17 protein-coding genes are annotated in these 14,085 nt (G+C 71.7%); 9 read left to right on the top strand and 8 right to left on the bottom strand.

Annotation, left to right across the window (positions count from 1 at the left end; all coding sequences use genetic code 11):
• Positions 1-87: 87 nt before the first annotated feature.
• The 4 genes from DEJ30_RS01800 (at position 88) to DEJ30_RS01785 (ending at position 5,798) form a co-directional block, all read left to right on the top strand.
• On the top strand, positions 88-1,755 hold the full coding sequence (locus DEJ30_RS01800; protein ID WP_146238466.1) for a hypothetical protein: 1,668 nt from the start codon (positions 88-90) through the stop codon (positions 1,753-1,755).
• A gap of 74 nt (positions 1,756-1,829) precedes the next feature.
• Positions 1,830-3,167, top strand: a complete 1,338-nt coding sequence (locus DEJ30_RS01795) for a peptidoglycan DD-metalloendopeptidase family protein (RefSeq protein WP_110858773.1) — start codon at positions 1,830-1,832, stop codon at positions 3,165-3,167.
• Positions 3,168-3,306: 139 nt separating this feature from the next.
• Positions 3,307-5,121, top strand: a complete 1,815-nt coding sequence (locus tag DEJ30_RS01790) for an alpha/beta hydrolase (protein ID WP_110858772.1) — start codon at positions 3,307-3,309, stop codon at positions 5,119-5,121.
• Positions 5,118-5,798, top strand: a complete 681-nt coding sequence (locus DEJ30_RS01785) for a hypothetical protein (RefSeq protein WP_111090183.1) — start codon at positions 5,118-5,120, stop codon at positions 5,796-5,798. Before DEJ30_RS01790 ends, DEJ30_RS01785 begins: the two co-directional genes overlap by 4 nt.
• Before the next feature lie 45 nt (positions 5,799-5,843).
• On the opposite strand, the gene DEJ30_RS01780 is transcribed toward DEJ30_RS01785, so the two are convergent.
• Genes DEJ30_RS01780 through DEJ30_RS01755 form a run of 6 tightly spaced genes read right to left on the bottom strand, consistent with a single transcriptional unit; the run spans position 5,844 to position 8,934 of the window.
• Positions 5,844-6,638: an aminoglycoside 3'-phosphotransferase gene (locus tag DEJ30_RS01780; protein ID WP_220032912.1), complete on the bottom strand. Its 795-nt coding sequence runs from the start codon at positions 6,636-6,638 to the stop codon at positions 5,844-5,846.
• Between the two features lie 8 nt (positions 6,639-6,646).
• Positions 6,647-7,249, bottom strand: a complete 603-nt coding sequence (locus DEJ30_RS01775) for a hypothetical protein (RefSeq protein WP_110858770.1) — start codon at positions 7,247-7,249, stop codon at positions 6,647-6,649.
• Positions 7,246-7,887 (bottom strand): hypothetical protein, encoded by a 642-nt coding sequence (locus tag DEJ30_RS01770; protein WP_110858769.1) that lies wholly within the window; start codon positions 7,885-7,887, stop codon positions 7,246-7,248. The genes DEJ30_RS01775 and DEJ30_RS01770 overlap by 4 nt, the downstream gene beginning before the upstream one ends.
• On the bottom strand, positions 7,884-8,255 hold the full coding sequence (locus DEJ30_RS01765; RefSeq protein ID WP_110858768.1) for a hypothetical protein: 372 nt from the start codon (positions 8,253-8,255) through the stop codon (positions 7,884-7,886). Before DEJ30_RS01765 ends, DEJ30_RS01770 begins: the two co-directional genes overlap by 4 nt.
• On the bottom strand, positions 8,252-8,443 hold the full coding sequence (locus DEJ30_RS01760; RefSeq protein WP_110858767.1) for a DUF2273 domain-containing protein: 192 nt from the start codon (positions 8,441-8,443) through the stop codon (positions 8,252-8,254). Before DEJ30_RS01760 ends, DEJ30_RS01765 begins: the two co-directional genes overlap by 4 nt.
• Positions 8,440-8,934 carry an Asp23/Gls24 family envelope stress response protein gene (locus DEJ30_RS01755; protein WP_110858766.1) on the bottom strand — a complete coding sequence of 165 codons (495 nt, stop codon included), beginning with the start codon at positions 8,932-8,934 and terminating at the stop codon, positions 8,440-8,442. Before DEJ30_RS01755 ends, DEJ30_RS01760 begins: the two co-directional genes overlap by 4 nt.
• 167 nt (positions 8,935-9,101) lie before the next feature.
• On the opposite strand from DEJ30_RS01755, the gene DEJ30_RS01750 reads away from it, so the two are divergent.
• Both DEJ30_RS01750 and DEJ30_RS01745 read left to right on the top strand, forming a co-directional pair.
• Positions 9,102-9,938: an exodeoxyribonuclease III gene (locus DEJ30_RS01750; protein WP_110858765.1), complete on the top strand. Its 837-nt coding sequence runs from the start codon at positions 9,102-9,104 to the stop codon at positions 9,936-9,938.
• A gap of 133 nt (positions 9,939-10,071) precedes the next feature.
• On the top strand, positions 10,072-10,320 hold the full coding sequence (locus DEJ30_RS01745; protein WP_110858764.1) for a nuclease: 249 nt from the start codon (positions 10,072-10,074) through the stop codon (positions 10,318-10,320).
• 24 nt (positions 10,321-10,344) lie between these two features.
• Here the strand turns inward: DEJ30_RS01745 and DEJ30_RS01740 are convergent, their stop codons facing one another.
• Positions 10,345-10,752, bottom strand: a complete 408-nt coding sequence (locus tag DEJ30_RS01740; RefSeq protein ID WP_110858763.1) for an aldehyde dehydrogenase — start codon at positions 10,750-10,752, stop codon at positions 10,345-10,347.
• A gap of 365 nt (positions 10,753-11,117) precedes the next feature.
• Positions 11,118-12,041 carry an AEC family transporter gene (locus DEJ30_RS01735; protein WP_071246473.1) on the bottom strand — a complete coding sequence of 308 codons (924 nt, stop codon included), beginning with the start codon at positions 12,039-12,041 and terminating at the stop codon, positions 11,118-11,120.
• Positions 12,042-12,125: 84 nt separating this feature from the next.
• Here DEJ30_RS01735 and DEJ30_RS01730 point away from each other — a divergent pair, with 84 nt between their 5' ends.
• The 3 genes from DEJ30_RS01730 to DEJ30_RS01720 all read left to right on the top strand — a co-directional run bounded on the left by DEJ30_RS01730 (position 12,126) and on the right by DEJ30_RS01720 (position 14,080).
• Entirely contained in the window at positions 12,126-12,722 is a 597-nt protein-coding gene (locus tag DEJ30_RS01730) for a nitroreductase family protein (RefSeq protein ID WP_110858762.1), read from the top strand.
• A gap of 82 nt (positions 12,723-12,804) precedes the next feature.
• Positions 12,805-13,239, top strand: a complete 435-nt coding sequence (locus DEJ30_RS01725; protein ID WP_017886352.1) for an acyl-CoA thioesterase — start codon at positions 12,805-12,807, stop codon at positions 13,237-13,239.
• 82 nt (positions 13,240-13,321) lie between these two features.
• Positions 13,322-14,080 carry an HAD-IIB family hydrolase gene (locus DEJ30_RS01720; RefSeq protein WP_071404337.1) on the top strand — a complete coding sequence of 253 codons (759 nt, stop codon included), beginning with the start codon at positions 13,322-13,324 and terminating at the stop codon, positions 14,078-14,080.
• Positions 14,081-14,085: the final 5 nt, after the last annotated feature.

Raw genomic sequence — 14,085 nt, 5'->3', positions numbered from 1 at the left:
GGGTAGTCGGTCGGGCCCGCAACGCGCTCCCCCAGCCTGTGGGCCGCGGGGTGCCGGCACCGAGGCGGCCTCGGTACGCTCCGGGGCATGTCCCGAGCACCGCGTCGCCCCGCCGTGGAGCCGGCTCCGTCCGGCGGCCGCCGGCCCGGCGAGGTGGCCGTCACGATCGGACGGGAGGCCCTGGGCGGCCTGGTCGCGCTGGCCCTGGCCGTCATCGCCCTGCGCCACGTCATCGCGACGGAGCGGGTGGCGTTGCTCTGGTACGACGGCGACTCGGTGTTGCTGCCGCTCGTCCAGCGCTCCCTGCAGGCCGGCCAGCCGTTCGAGTGGGCCATGTCGCCCGCGCTGTTCTTCTTCCCCGAGCTGCCCGTGTACCTGTCCTGCTCGCTGGTGACCGCCACACCGCAGCAGGCCCTGGCACTGAACGGGGTGCTCGTGCTCCTCGCCGTCTACGCCCTGGTGCGGGCGGCAGCGAACGAGCTGATGCCGTCCGCCGGGCGCCCCGCCCGGATCGCGGTGTCGGCCGGGGCGCTCGGTCTGGTCACGCTGCTCGTGCTCACCGAGTCGTCGCCGACGGCCACCTCGCTCGAGCTGGCATCCCTGCTGCTCACGACGACCTACTACTACGGCGCCGTGCTGGCGATGCTCGGCACCGCGGTGCTCGTGCTGCGGGCGGTGCGCCTCGGCCGGGCGTCGGTGCCCCTGCTCGTGGTGCTCGGACTCGTCGCGGCGTGCACGACCGCGTCGAACCCGCTGTACGTACCCTGGTCCGCCGCTCCCGTCGTCGTCACCCTCGGGCTCCTGGTGCTGGCGCGCCGGGTGCCGTGGCGTCCGGCCGCGCTGCTCGCCGGTGCCGTCACGGTCGGATCGGTCGTCGGGTACCTGGTGCGGATCCCGCTGCGGCCGTTCGTCTCCCTCGACCCGGCGACGTACGTGCAGCCGTCCCGGGCCGGGGAGACCCTGCGGTTCTTCGCGGCGCTGACCGACGACCGGGCGGGCACGGCTCCGGGCGACCTCGGGCTCCTGCTGCTGTTCGCCGGGGTGCTCGTCACCGTCGGGGGCACGGTCTGGGCCTGGCGGGTCCGCACCGCACGCACCGTGCTGGTCGCGACACTGCTGCCCCTGGTGACCGTCGTCGCTGTGTCCGTCGGGGTCGTCGTCGCCGGGTCCGAGACCCCGCGCTACCTGCAGCCGATCGTGACCGCACCGCTGCTCGCGCTCGTCGCCGTGGCCGAGCTCACCCGCACCGCGGTCCGCCGCACCCGCGTGCACCGCCCGCACCGCGGGGTCCGGGCGGGGGTGGCGGTCGCGATGGCCGCCGTGCTCGCGACCGGGATCGCCGTGGCCCCCGGGACCGCCCACGCCGTGGCGACCGCGCGGTACCCGGCGGCGGCGTGCCTGGACCGCTGGGCCGACGGCCGCCAGGTCACCGGCGTCGGGCAGTTCTGGACGGTCCGGCCCCTCGCCACCTACGCGTCGATGAACGTCGGGCTGCTGCAGGTCCGGGACACCTTCGAGACCTACCCCTGGCTCGTCGACCTCGGGGCCTACCGCGACGCCGACCCGAGCTTCGTGGTGGTCGGGTCGCACGACCTCTGGACCACCGCGGTCGAGGACTCCCTCGGGCCGCCGGCGACGATCACCCACTGCACCGGGTTCGACGTCTACGACTACGCCGGCACCGCCGGGCAGGCGATCCTGCGGCGCGACGTCGTCGGGAGCGCCGCCGTCATCCGACGCGACCGCGGCTTCTGATCCACTGCTGAAGTTGTCCACAGCGGCGCGTTGCCGTCCGATGCTCGCTGTACGGATGTATAGGCTCGTCCTCGATGTCTCGCCCCACCAGCCCCCGCGCCCACCGTGTCCCCGTGCGCCTGCGCCTCGCCGTCACCGGCCTGGCGCTCGCGGGCCTCGTCGGCACGGTCATCGCCGACGCTCCGGCTGCCCAGGCGGTGACCTACCCCACGTGGGACGAAGTGGAGTCCGCCCGTGGCAAGGAATCCGCGAAGCAGGGGCAGATCACCGAGATCAAGGGCATCATCAGCGACCTGAACGCCAAGGTCGCGGCGGCCGAGGCCAAGGCCAAGAAGCTCGGTCAGGTCTTCTTCGACGCCCAGGCCGACGCACAGGAAGCCGCCGAGAAGGAACAGCAGCTCCGCGCCGACGCCGAGGAACACGCGAAGGTCGCCGAGCAGAGCGCCGCGCAGGCCGGTCAGTTCGCCGCGCAGATGTCCCGCTCCGGCGGTGCGGACGTCACCACTTCCGTCCTCACGCAGGGCGCCGATGCCCGCGATCTCCTCTACGACCTCGGTGCCCTGAGCAAGCTCTCCGAGCAGGCCGAACGAGTGCAGGCCGCCGCGAGCATCGACGCGGGTGTCGCCCGCTCGCTCGAAGCCCAGGCCGACCGTGCCGCAGAAGAGCTCAAGGGTCTGGCAGCCAAGGCCGAGGCACGCATGCAGGAAGCCCAGGCGGCGTCCGACACCGTGCAGGCCGCCTACGACGAGCAGCAGTCCAACAAGGCCCGACTCGACGCCCAGCTGGCGACCCTGACCTCCGGCCGCGTCCGGACGGAGGCCGAGTTCGCGCAGGGCGAGAAGGTGCGGAAGGCCGCCGAGGCCAAGGCCGCGCGCGAAGCCCTGGCCCGGGCAGCGGCTGCCGCTCGTGCCGACTCCGCGAACTCCGGCGGCGGCGCTCCCGCCGGCGGGTCGACCGGCAGCAGTGGTTCGGGCGGCGGCGGCGCCGTCGGGTCCGGTTCCGGTACCGGCTGGGTCCGGCCCGCGAGCGGGTACGTCATCAGCCCGTACGGCTACCGCGTGCACCCGATCCACGGCACCGTCATCAAGCACGACGGCGTCGACCTGGCCAGCGGCTGCTCCACCCCGATCGTCGCCGCCTCCGCCGGCACCGTCGACTACGTCGGCTGGTACGGCGGGTACGGCAACTACGTCCGGATCAGCCACGGCAACGGCGTGCAGACCGCCTACGGGCACATCGTCAACGGTGGCTTCCGGGTCGCCCAGGGCCAGCGAGTCGCGGCGGGGCAGCTCATCGCACTCGTCGGGTCGACCGGCCAGTCCACCGGGTGCCACAGCCACATCGAGGTGCACCTCAACGGCGCCACCACCGACCCGGTGCCCTTCATGGGTGCACGCGGGGTCGCCTTCTAGCCAGCTCGTTCACCAGACCGCCGTCCACTCCCAGTGGGCGGCGGTTTGGTGTTCCCCACAGTCGTACGCCCGTCATTTCATACTGCACCGCTGAAATGCTACGTTGCTCCCATCGGCCAGTTCGGATGGTGGGGGGACGATGGGGATCGAGTTCGACGACGCAGCGGCGTCGCGGTTGGTCGACTGCGCGGCCGAGGCGGCACTCTCACTGCGTGCCAGCGCCGGGCCGCGGCGGAACAACGCCGAGGCCGCACTGCACGACTTCGACGGTGCGTACGCGCGGCTGTTCGAGACAGCTCGGGTGACGGAGTCGACCGACCGCATCCGGCTCGTGACGGCGCTCGAAGCGATGGCCGACCAGCTGCGGATCGCCCAGCGGCAGGCGGACGAGGAACGGCAGCGCCTGGCCGACCTCGCTGCGTGGCGGCAGCGCGAAGCTGATCGTGACCTGGTGCGCGCCGGTGGCGGGCTCCCGCTGCAACCCGTGCTCGACTGGAGCAGCTCGGTGTTCGACCCTGAACCATCGGGCACGCCGCAGCGACCTTCTCCGGTGGCCGCGGTGTTCAGCGCGTGCTCGCGGCAGCGCACCGGTGGCCGGTCCGGAGGACGGAGCGGGGCAGATCCCGCTCGGCTGCGGAAGTTCGCTGCCGTGGCCCGGGTGCAGGACTCCTCGACGGAGCAAGACCTCGTGCGGGTTCGCAACGCGTGGACCGTGTTCCGCAACCGTTGCAGCTGGGTCCCGGTCGACGGGGCGTCGTTGCCAGGTGGCTTCGCCGACTACCTTGCCGAGAACGCCGACGACGCGTCGTGGATCGATCGGATCGCGGGCGCGTTCAGCGCCGCGGGCGGCGGTTCCCTCGCGAACGCTGCGCTCGACGTCGCCGGTACCTCCAGACTGCTACCCGGGCTGCAGCGGCTGCTCGATCCGTCCCTGACCACGGCTGAGGTCGCAGCGGCCTGGGCCGCGCTCGGCTTCACCGACGCCGACATCCGGGCGTTGCCCCTGACCACGCAGCTGCAGTTCGCAGGACTCGACGGCGTCCCGGCAGCGCAGCGCGACATCGCGTCCAGGGCCGTCCTCTCGGCCGCGGTACGAGACCCAGCGCGGCTGTACCGGCTGATGGGGCTGCCGTACACCTACGGTGCGGTCAGTCTCGACGAGTTCCGGAAGCAGGTCTTCGGCCTCCGCGACGGGCTCAAGCGTGCCGATCGCTTGGCGGCAGATGTCCGAGCCCCTTCGAGCGCCGTCGCACAGCTCGTCGGGTTCGGCGTTTCGAGCGGGTCTCTCGTCGCCGCCGTCGCGCTCGGCGATCTGGACACGGCGTCCAACGTGACGGTCAACGTGCCCGGCGCGATGACCACCCCCGACAGCATGGATGAGAAGGTCCGCGCCGCCAACGGTCTTCTGGGCACCGCGTGGAAGCATCGACGAGCAGAGTCGTTCGCGGTCGTGTCGTGGATCGGCTACCGCGCCCCGGGTGTCATCGAGGTCCCGGGTCAGGACCGCGCGCACGCGGGTGGGGCGAACCTCGCCTCGTTCCTCGACGGCATCCACGACAGCCGGGGCAGCGCGCCACAGTCCCTGACCGTCCTCGGGCACTCCTACGGGTCCACCACGGCGGCCGAAGCGCTCGCGCAGACTCGGTACCGGGTCGACGCGCTCGTCACGTACGGCTCCGTCGGGTTCACCGACACCACGACTCCCGAGCACCTCAACGTGGACCATGTGTACGCGACCGAGGGTTCCGCTGACCACACAGCGATCCTCGGCCGGATGGGACGCACCGATCCACGCGACCTTCCGGACGTCGACACGTTCGGCGCTGACGAGTCCCCTGGCGGCAGCGCGGTCACCGGGCACGACATGTTCCCGGACAGCGGCGTCGGCTACCTGTCCCGAGCTGCCACCGCACAACAGACCATCGCGAAGATCATCGCGACGGGGAAGCCATGATGAAGACCATGCGACCGATGCTCCGTGCCATCACGACTGCTGCCCTGACGCTCGGGCTGCTGTCGGGGTGCGCGGGAGGAGGAACCCAGATGCCCACCGATGCAGCAGGCGTCACCCAGCACGACGTCGCCGAGATGTCCCTGCACCAAGAGTTCGACGCCTACCGCGACCACTACGAACACATGCAGCGGCTCCTGAAAGCCGCGCAACTCCAGGTCCACGACGGCGAATGGGAGTGGGGTGGCGGCGACCGTGTTCCATTGATCGGCGGTGACGGCGTCGCAGCTCTGCCCGGGTCCGACACGAAGAACAGCTACGACATGAGCACCACCCGGCTCTGGTCCCCGCCCGGCACCCTTGACCAGGAACGCGACCTGCAGCCGATGATCGACTGGTTCACCGACCAGGGCTGGACCATCGAACGCCGCACCATCACCGGCGACCAGGAGGTCTGGGCCACCACCGGCGACGGCTGGCAGATCCAGTACGCCGCGCAGGAGAACGGCGACAACCCCATCACCGTCTACAGCGAACTCTTCTGGACCAACGACGCCAGCGCCCTCTCGGAAGCAGTCGGAGGACGGAACGATGCGGCCTACCCCGATCATTCGCTCCCGGGCGTCTTCCCGCCGTTCCCCGCATGGGACGACCCCATCGTCAGCCCACCCAAGATCTGACCCGACCCGACCCGACCCGAACCGGCAGAGGGAGACCGAGCCCCATCAGCTCGGAACACTCCCGACGTCGTCCACGTCGATGTTCCACAGCGCCCGGTACCAGGCGGTGCGCTCCAGGTCGTCCGGCAGCCCGTACGCCCGGTGGAACAGCGGCTCCCACCCGGGTCCGTAGTTCCAGCCGAGGGCCATCGTCGCCACCGCGATGTCGGCCCAGCGGTCCGCGACGCCCATCGCGTCCAGGTCGACGTGCCCGCTCCACCGCCGGTCCGCACCGATCAACGTGTTCGGCGTGCACGGGTCACCGTGACAGACGACGATGCGGTCGGCCGGCGGCTCCGGACCGAGCGCGCTCGGTCCGCGGTCGGCGTCGGCGACGGCTGCACGCGCGCGATCGAGCCGGTCCGCGGTCGCCCACGTGAACGGGCAGTCGTCGACGGGCAACGTGTCGTGCAGCGCGCGCAGGCCCTCGCCCACCGCGACCACAGCGGTCCGGGGTTCGTCGTGCCAGCGCGGGTCGACAGCGCTCCACCCGGGCACGGCACGGGTGTGCAGCCAGACGCCGTCGTCGTCGGTGCCGTGGCCGAGCACCTCCGGCACCCGGGCGTACCGGGATGCCCAGGTCAGCCGTTCCGCCTCACCGCTGATCCACGTCGCGTACGCGTGCGGCAGCACCTTCACGAACTCCTCGGCGTGCGCGTCCGGTCCGATGCGGAACGTCGTCCCACCGATCTGGTTGCGCCAGACGAGCGCGACCTCACGCCCTCGCGCGACGTCGGTGACGATGCGCGGCACCGGGACCGTCTCGCCCGGCCGGGGCAGTCCACCGATCGAGCGCACCACGGCGACGCTCAGTGCACGCGGTCCGGGCGGGAGGACCCCGACCCACCACGGGCGATCTCGAGCAGCACGGGCAGGCGTTCGCCGAGCAGGGCGTCCAGGTCGGCGACGACGGCCTCGACCCGTTCGGTGATCTCGCGCGGCGCGGCACCCCGGCGCGGACGGACCCGCACCCGGATCGCCCGACCGCCACGGACCCGGTAGACGTCGACGGCGAGCGAACCGACCTGCGGCATCTCGCCGATGGCCGAGGACAGCGCGTGCTGCACGGCAGTGGACTCGATGCGCACCGCCCCGGCGACGCCGTCCGCCGAACCGTCGCTGTCCACGACGGTGCCCTCGCGGCCACCGCCGAGGGTCGTCAGCACGACGAGGGCGAGCACGCCGAGCACGACGCCACCGCCGAGCACGCAGGTCCAGGCGAACACCGAGTCGTCACGCGACGCCCCGTTGCCGAGTCCGGCGAGGGCATCGCCGACGACGCGCCACCCCGAGGCGACGAGGGGCAGCCCCTGTGCGGTCTGCACCAGGATCGCCGCCACCCCGGCGACGAGCAGGACGAGCCCGAGCACGACGAGCGCCGTCCGGCCGAGCCCACGGTTCGTGGCGTTCATCCGTCCACCCGCCCCGTCGGCTGCACCCGGACCCGCGCGGCCAGCGGCGGCTGCGCGTCGATCGCGGCGAACTCCCGCTCGACGGCCTCGGTCGCGGCGACCGCGGGGACGTCCACCCCGGCTGCGGGCCGGAGCACGACGTCGACCGTGCGGCGGCCGACGGTACCCACGGCTGCATCGGCACCGAGACGGGTCGCGGAACGGGCGGCGCGGGCCGCAGCGGAGGCCAGGACCTCGTCGTCGACGACGACCGCGAGCCGATCAGACGCCATCACGTGCCGCGGACGGCGCTGGGGCAGGATCCCCTGCAGCAGCAGCACGAGCCCGATCAGGGCCACGATGGCGCCGATGCCGATCACGATGGTGGTCTCGAGACCGTCCGGGGCCGCGAGCGCGGCGTCGGCCACGGCACGCGGGTCGACACCCAGGACGTTCTGGTCGAGCAGGACGAGCGCACCGGCGAAGACCGCGGCGGCGGCGAGCACCAGGGCGATGAGCATCGCGACGACGACGGCGGCGGAGCGGGAGACGTGGGTCTCGCGGCGCAGCAGGCGGCGGTAGGTGGCGTGGTGGTCGTCGTGCGAGGGGCCGGCGGGGACGACCGGATCGGTGCGCCCGACGGCGGGGGCGGCAGTCACCGGACCCTCCGTGGGGTGTCCACGACCGACGAGGCGAAGGTCACGGTCACGCGGGCGACCTGTCGGCCGGTGATGGTCCGGAAACGTTCGGCGATCGTGCCGCGAGCCCGGTGCGCCGTGGCGACGACCGGTTCGTCGGGGAGTGCGTGCGAGCCCAGCACCGGCAGGGCGAGCGGGGCGGTGATCTCGACCGCCAGTGCGCCGCGACCGTCGTCGGCGACCCGGGCACGGACCTCCCGGAAGGCCACGCGCAGTGCTTCGGCGGCGACCGCCTGGGCGGTGTGCACCAGCGCCGACGTGCCGATGCGGTCGGAGCCGCGGAGCCGGACGCCGCTGTCGCCGGTCGTGGCGACGGCGGCGTCGCTCACGACGAGCTCCGGCGTCCGCGCAGCACGTCGAGCAGGCGGCGGAAGTCGACGTCACCCGTGACGATGCGGGCGACCAGAGCGCCGAGCGCCATGCAGACGGCGACGACGACGAACGCCCAGAACCCGAGCGTCACGGCGACGATCGCGAGCAGGGCGCCGGTGCCCATCCCGACGACGGTGGCGTTCACCGGACTCGACCGTCCCGGGTGTCGAGCTCGTCCGCGACGCCGTTGAGCGCCGGGATGTTCACGTCGTTGATGGCGATGTTGACCTCGGTGACCTCGAGGCCGACGAGTTCGGTGACGGCGTTCGTGACGGCGGCGCGCACCGCGGAGGCGACCTCCATCATCGGCGTCGGGTAGTCGACGACGATGGTCAGGTCGACGGCGACCTGGGTCTCGCCGACCTCGACGCGGACGCCCTGACCGAGCGCACTCGAGCCGATGGCGTCGCGGATGGCGCCGAACGCCCGCGAGGCGTTGCCGCCGAGCGCGAAGACGCCGGGGACGTCGCGGGCGGCGATGCCCGCGACCTTCGCGACGACCGTGTCGTCGATGATGGTCCTGCCCTTGGCGGTGACCTGCGTCGTGGTGGTGCCGGCGGGCTGGGTGCTCCCGGCCCCGGTGCCGAGCGTGGCCCCGGTCGTGGTCCCGTCGACGCGGTTCGTCGTCGATGCCATTGCTGCCTCCGTGCGATCGATTGCTGGTCTCCAGCGAACACCATCGTGCCGTACGCCGCACAGGCGGCGCACCTGCCGGACGCCGCACAGGCGGCGCACGTGCCGCCCGGTCGCGCCGCTGGTCTCGCCGACCTCGTCGTCAGTCGGCACCGGTAGGTTCTTGTTCCATGCGCGTCGCGACCTGGAACGTGAACTCCGTCCGCACCCGAGTGGGTCGGATCGTCGACTGGCTGGTGCGTGAGGACATCGACGTCCTCGGCATGCAGGAGATCAAGTGCAAGCCGGAGCAGTTCCCGGTCGAGCAGTTCGAGGCCGCGGGGTACCACGTCGAGGCGCACGGCCTGAACCAGTGGAACGGCGTCGCGTTCGCCAGCCGGCTGCCGATGGAGGACGTCACCCGCGACTTCCCCGGCCAGCCCGGGTTCCTGAAGGGCCACGAGGGGCCGGACCTGCCGGTCGAGGCCCGCGCGATCGGCGTCACGGTCGACGGCGTGCGGCTCTGGAGCCTCTACGTGCCGAACGGCCGCGAGCTCGGCGACCCGCACTACACGTACAAGCTCGACTGGCTCGCCCAGCTGGCCGACCGCACCTCGGAGTGGATCGAGGCCTCGCCGGAGACCCCGCTCGCGCTGATGGGCGACTGGAACGTCGCACCGCTCGACCAGGACGTCTGGGACATGCGGGTCTTCGAGGGGTCGACCCACGTCAGCGAGCCCGAGCGGGCAGCGTTCCGCGAGTTCGAGGCGCGGGGCCTGCAGGACGTCGTCCGCCCGATCGTGGCCGACGGCTACACCTACTGGGACTACAAGCAGCTGCGGTTCCCGCGCAACGAGGGCATGCGCATCGACTTCGTGCTCGGCTCGCAGGCCTTCGCCGACGTCGTCACGGACGCCTCGATCCACCGGAACGAGCGCAAGGGCGACGCCCCGAGCGACCACGTGCCCGTGGTGGTCGACCTCGACCTGGACACGTCGCTCGACGACGACCGCCCGATGATCTTCTGATCGGAGTCGGGTCACCGGCCCGGAGCGACGACGCACGACCGGTTCTGTTACGCCCGGCGTCCGCCGTGATTGAGCCGTCCGTCACGCCGACGTAGGTTTCCTGCACCGAACCCCTCCGAGAGCAGGTGAAGCCATGTCCCGCACGACGATCCTTCCCATCCAGCGCCTCATGGCGACCGCGGCCCCCGGTGCGTGGCGCGACGGCATCGTCGTCGAGACCCGCGCAGCCGACGCCGTGGTGCTGTTCCTCGACGGGAGCATCACGCAGCTGCGGGTGGCGGACGCCGACGGCGTCCTGTCGGTCGGCGAGCCGGTCGCCCACCACCCGGTCGCGGAGATCCTCAGCGTCGGCGGTCGGCAGACCACCGCACGCGTCGCGTAGGCGGAGCGGTTCAGGCGGAGCGGCTCAGGCCGCCATCGAGTCGAGCATCGCCTGGCACTTCGACACCATCTCGTCGCAGGCCATGGCGCAGTACCGGCACGACTCGTCCATGTCCTGGTGCTGGCGGCACTCGGCGGCACACGCGGTGGCCATCGCGACGACGGCCATGAGCATCGCCTGCATCGCGGCGGTGTCCATCCCCATCGGACGCATCATCATCCGCATGCCGGTGTCGGCCAGCATCGCGGTGTTCGAGCACATCGCGGCGCAGGTGGCCATCTCGCCGCCCATGCGCATGTCGGCCGCGGAGCACATCGTCGCCGCCATCGACGCGGCGTTCATCGCCATCATCGTGTCCTGCATCACGTCCATGTCCATCTCCATGGGCATGTCCGTCATCGACATGTTCTTCATCATCACCATCGTGTCCATCGCCGGTCTCCTCGTCGTGGTCATCGGTCACGGAGCGGTCCGCCCCGCGTGCCCGCCAGGGTACGCGCGTGCCGTCCGTGCTTCGTGAGCAGAACGGGTCGGGTCAACGGACGCGACCCGACCGCATCTGCTCACCATCCGCGGTGGTCGCCACCACCGCCGGACGGGAGGCCCGGTGCGGCCCCGCCACGGGCCTCCCGTCCGTCCGGGCGCACGTCCAGGGCGCGGAAGACGCCGGCGTCTTCGCTGGACGCCGGCAAGTGCGCGAGACGCCGCCGAATCCGGCGGCGTCTCGGCGACATCAAGGCGTCTCGACAACACGACGGCGTCGTCCGGACGCCCACACGCCGGCGTCTCGACGACCGCTACGGGTGCAGCAGGGCGGCGATCGCGACGAGCACGGGCACCGAGCCGAGCGTCGAGATGAGCACGACGTCGCGCGCCACCGGGACCGCTGCCCCGTACCGCTGCGCGTAGTTGAAGACGTTCTGCGCCGCCGGCAGGGCACCGAGGGTGGTGAGCACGAAGACCTCCTGGTCGCCGAGCCCGAACACGAAGCGTGCGAACACGAACGCCACGGCCGGCATCACCACGAGCTTGATCGACGATGCGACGATGACGTCGGTGCGGATCGCCGGGTCCCGCAGGGGGGTCGCACCGTGCAGGCTCATCCCGAAGGACAGCAGCACGACGGGGACCGCGGCCGCGCCGACGAGCGAGAACGGCTCGAGCACCGGGTCGGGCAGCGTGATCCCCGTCGCCGAGCACACGAGCCCGACGAGCGAGGCGATGATGATCGGGTTCCGGAACGGGCCCGCGATCCGTCGTCCCCATCCGCCGCCACCCGCGGTCGCCGCGTCGAGGATCGTCAGCGCGATCGGGGCCATCACGACGAGCTGCAGCAGGATCACGGGCACGACCGCGGTCGCCTGGCCGAGCACGTACACGGCCACCGGAAGCCCGATGTTGTTCGCGTTGACGTAGCTGGAAGCCAAGGCGCCGACGGTGGTCGTGGTGACGGGGCGGCGCAGCACGAGGCGGAACACGGCGGCGGCACCGAGTGCGACCACGGCGGCACTCAGCAGCGAGACCCAGAGCATCGACGACAGCAGCGACGCGATGTCGGCGGTCGCGATGGTGTGGAACAGCAGGCACGGCATCAGCACGAAGAACGCGAGCCGACTCATCACGAACTGCGCGTGCGGGCCCAGCAGGCCGATGCGTCCGACGACGTACCCACCGGCGATGATCGCGCCGATGATCGCGAAGCCGGTCAACACGCCACCCATCCCGTCCATCCTGGCACCTGCCGGCGGTGATGTGACGTCACTCAGGTCGGAAATGCGTACGCATCGAATACCGTTGAGCGCATCATGACCTCGACGAACGCCGACACCCTCACCCGGTCCACCGACTCCAGTCAGCCGCTCGTGCCGCTGCTCGAGGAGCGCTGGAGCCCCCGCTCCTACGACGAGACCGCGACGATCTCGGACGACCAGCTCGACGCCGTCCTCGAGGCCGCTCGCTGGGCACCGTCTGCCATGAACTTCCAGCCCCGCCGCTTCATCGCCGGCCGCCGCGGCACCGAGACGTTCCGGAAGATCAACGAGAACCTGCTCGGCTTCAACGCCGCCTGGGCGTTCCGTGCCAGCGCCCTCGTCGTCGGCGTGCTCGAGACGGTGACCGCCGACGGCGAGGAGCGCCCCTTCGCGCAGTACGACCTCGGCCAGTCGCTCGCCGCCCTGACCGTGCAGGCGCACGCCGCGGGGCTGCACGTGCACCAGATGGCGGGCATCGACGCCGCCGGGCTCCGTGCCGCGTTCGACCTGCCCGAGCGGTTCCTGCCGTACACGGTCACGGCCGTCGGCACCGTCGCGCACCCGTCGCAGCTCGACGACAAGGCCGCGGAGCGCGAGGTCGCCCCGCGCACCCGCATCCCCCTCGACGAGGTCGTCCTCGTCAAGGAGTGAGCACCGGCGGCCCCGCCGCCCGTGATCGCCACGACGGCCGCGTCCCTGCGGGGGCGCGGCCGTCGGCGTACCATGACGTGACATGGATCAGCACCAGGACGACGCCCCGCCGGAGATGAACTTCTACACCCGGAAGTGGGTGCGACCGGAGGACCTCAACGCCAACGGCACCCTGTTCGGCGGCAGCCTGCTCCGCTGGATCGACGAGGAAGCCGCGGTCTACGCGATCATCCAGCTCGGCAACGGCAAGGTCGTCACGAAGTACATGTCGGAGATCAACTTCCTGTCCTCGGCGAAGGAGGGCGACATCGTCGAGATCGGCCTCGTCGCCACCCGGTTCGGCCGGACGTCGCTGACCATGCGGGCCGAGGCGCGCAACCTCTTCACACACCGCAGCATCCTGACGATCGACGAGGTCGTCTTCGTGAACCTCGACGAGGACGGCAACCCCGCCCCGCACGGCTACACGGACATCACCTACGCCCGCGACCGGGTCCCCGCCACGCACCGCGCGTGACCCCGCAGACATCGCGCAGCACCCGGGCACCCGGGTGCTCGCACCCTGCGGGTGGTCGGCGGGCTCTGGCAGGATCGGGGACATGACCACGCCCCGCCTCGTCGCCTTCGACCTGGACGACACGCTCGCCCCGTCGAAGTCCTCCCTCGACCCCCGCATGCTCGAGACCTTCGCGTCCCTGCTCGAGGTCGTGCCGGTCGCGGTCATCTCCGGCGGCAACTTCACCCAGTTCGAGCAGCAGCTGGTCACCCCGCTCCGGCAGCGCGACGGCCTGACGCTCGACGCCCTGCACCTCCTGCCGACCTGCGGCACCCGGTACTACCGCTGGGAGGACCAGGACTGGGCGCTGCAGTACGCCGAGGACCTCACCGACGAGCAGAAGGACCGCGCCCTCGCCGCGGTCGAGGCCCGTGCGAAGGAAGCCGGGTACTGGGAGTCCGAGACGTGGGGCGCCATCCTCGAGGACCGCGGGTCGCAGATCACGTTCTCCGCCCTCGGCCAGTCCGCCCCGGTGGACGTCAAGAAGCAGTGGGACCCGACCGGCGAGAAGAAGGACCACCTGCGACGCCTGGTGCAGCAGGACCTACCCGACCTCGAGGTCCGCTCGGGCGGGTCCACGAGCATCGACATCACCCGCAAGGGCATCGACAAGGCCTACGGCATGCAGCGTCTCGCCGAGATCACCGGCATCGCGCTCGACGACATGCTCTTCGTCGGCGACCGGCTCGACCCCGAGGGCAACGACTACCCGGTGAAGGCGCTCGGGGTCCCCTGCCACGCGGTGCAGGGCTGGGAGGACACCGACGCGTTCCTGACGGAGCTCATCCCCACCCTGCGCTGACCGCC

The sequence above is a fragment of the Curtobacterium sp. MCPF17_003 genome (assembly GCF_003224385.1).
GTDB lineage: Bacteria > Actinomycetota > Actinomycetes > Actinomycetales > Microbacteriaceae > Curtobacterium > Curtobacterium flaccumfaciens.
The sequence above is the reverse complement of the archived record's forward strand: the minus strand, read 5'-3'. Positions and strand labels throughout refer to the sequence as shown.

Coding starts and splice junctions, on each gene's coding strand:
- DEJ30_RS01800 (WP_146238466.1), top strand. CDS start 88: ATGTCCCGAGCACCGCGTCGCCCCGCCGTGGAGCCGGCTCCGTCCGGC.
- DEJ30_RS01795 (WP_110858773.1), top strand. CDS start 1,830: ATGTCTCGCCCCACCAGCCCCCGCGCCCACCGTGTCCCCGTGCGCCTG.
- DEJ30_RS01790 (WP_110858772.1), top strand. CDS start 3,307: ATGGGGATCGAGTTCGACGACGCAGCGGCGTCGCGGTTGGTCGACTGC.
- DEJ30_RS01785 (WP_111090183.1), top strand. CDS start 5,118: ATGATGAAGACCATGCGACCGATGCTCCGTGCCATCACGACTGCTGCC.
- DEJ30_RS01775 (WP_110858770.1), bottom strand. CDS start 7,249: ATGAACGCCACGAACCGTGGGCTCGGCCGGACGGCGCTCGTCGTGCTC.
- DEJ30_RS01755 (WP_110858766.1), bottom strand. CDS start 8,934: ATGGCATCGACGACGAACCGCGTCGACGGGACCACGACCGGGGCCACG.
- DEJ30_RS01750 (WP_110858765.1), top strand. CDS start 9,102: ATGCGCGTCGCGACCTGGAACGTGAACTCCGTCCGCACCCGAGTGGGT.
- DEJ30_RS01745 (WP_110858764.1), top strand. CDS start 10,072: ATGTCCCGCACGACGATCCTTCCCATCCAGCGCCTCATGGCGACCGCG.
- DEJ30_RS01740 (WP_110858763.1), bottom strand. CDS start 10,752: ATGGACACGATGGTGATGATGAAGAACATGTCGATGACGGACATGCCC.
- DEJ30_RS01735 (WP_071246473.1), bottom strand. CDS start 12,041: ATGGGTGGCGTGTTGACCGGCTTCGCGATCATCGGCGCGATCATCGCC.
- DEJ30_RS01730 (WP_110858762.1), top strand. CDS start 12,126: ATGACCTCGACGAACGCCGACACCCTCACCCGGTCCACCGACTCCAGT.
- DEJ30_RS01725 (WP_017886352.1), top strand. CDS start 12,805: ATGGATCAGCACCAGGACGACGCCCCGCCGGAGATGAACTTCTACACC.
- DEJ30_RS01720 (WP_071404337.1), top strand. CDS start 13,322: ATGACCACGCCCCGCCTCGTCGCCTTCGACCTGGACGACACGCTCGCC.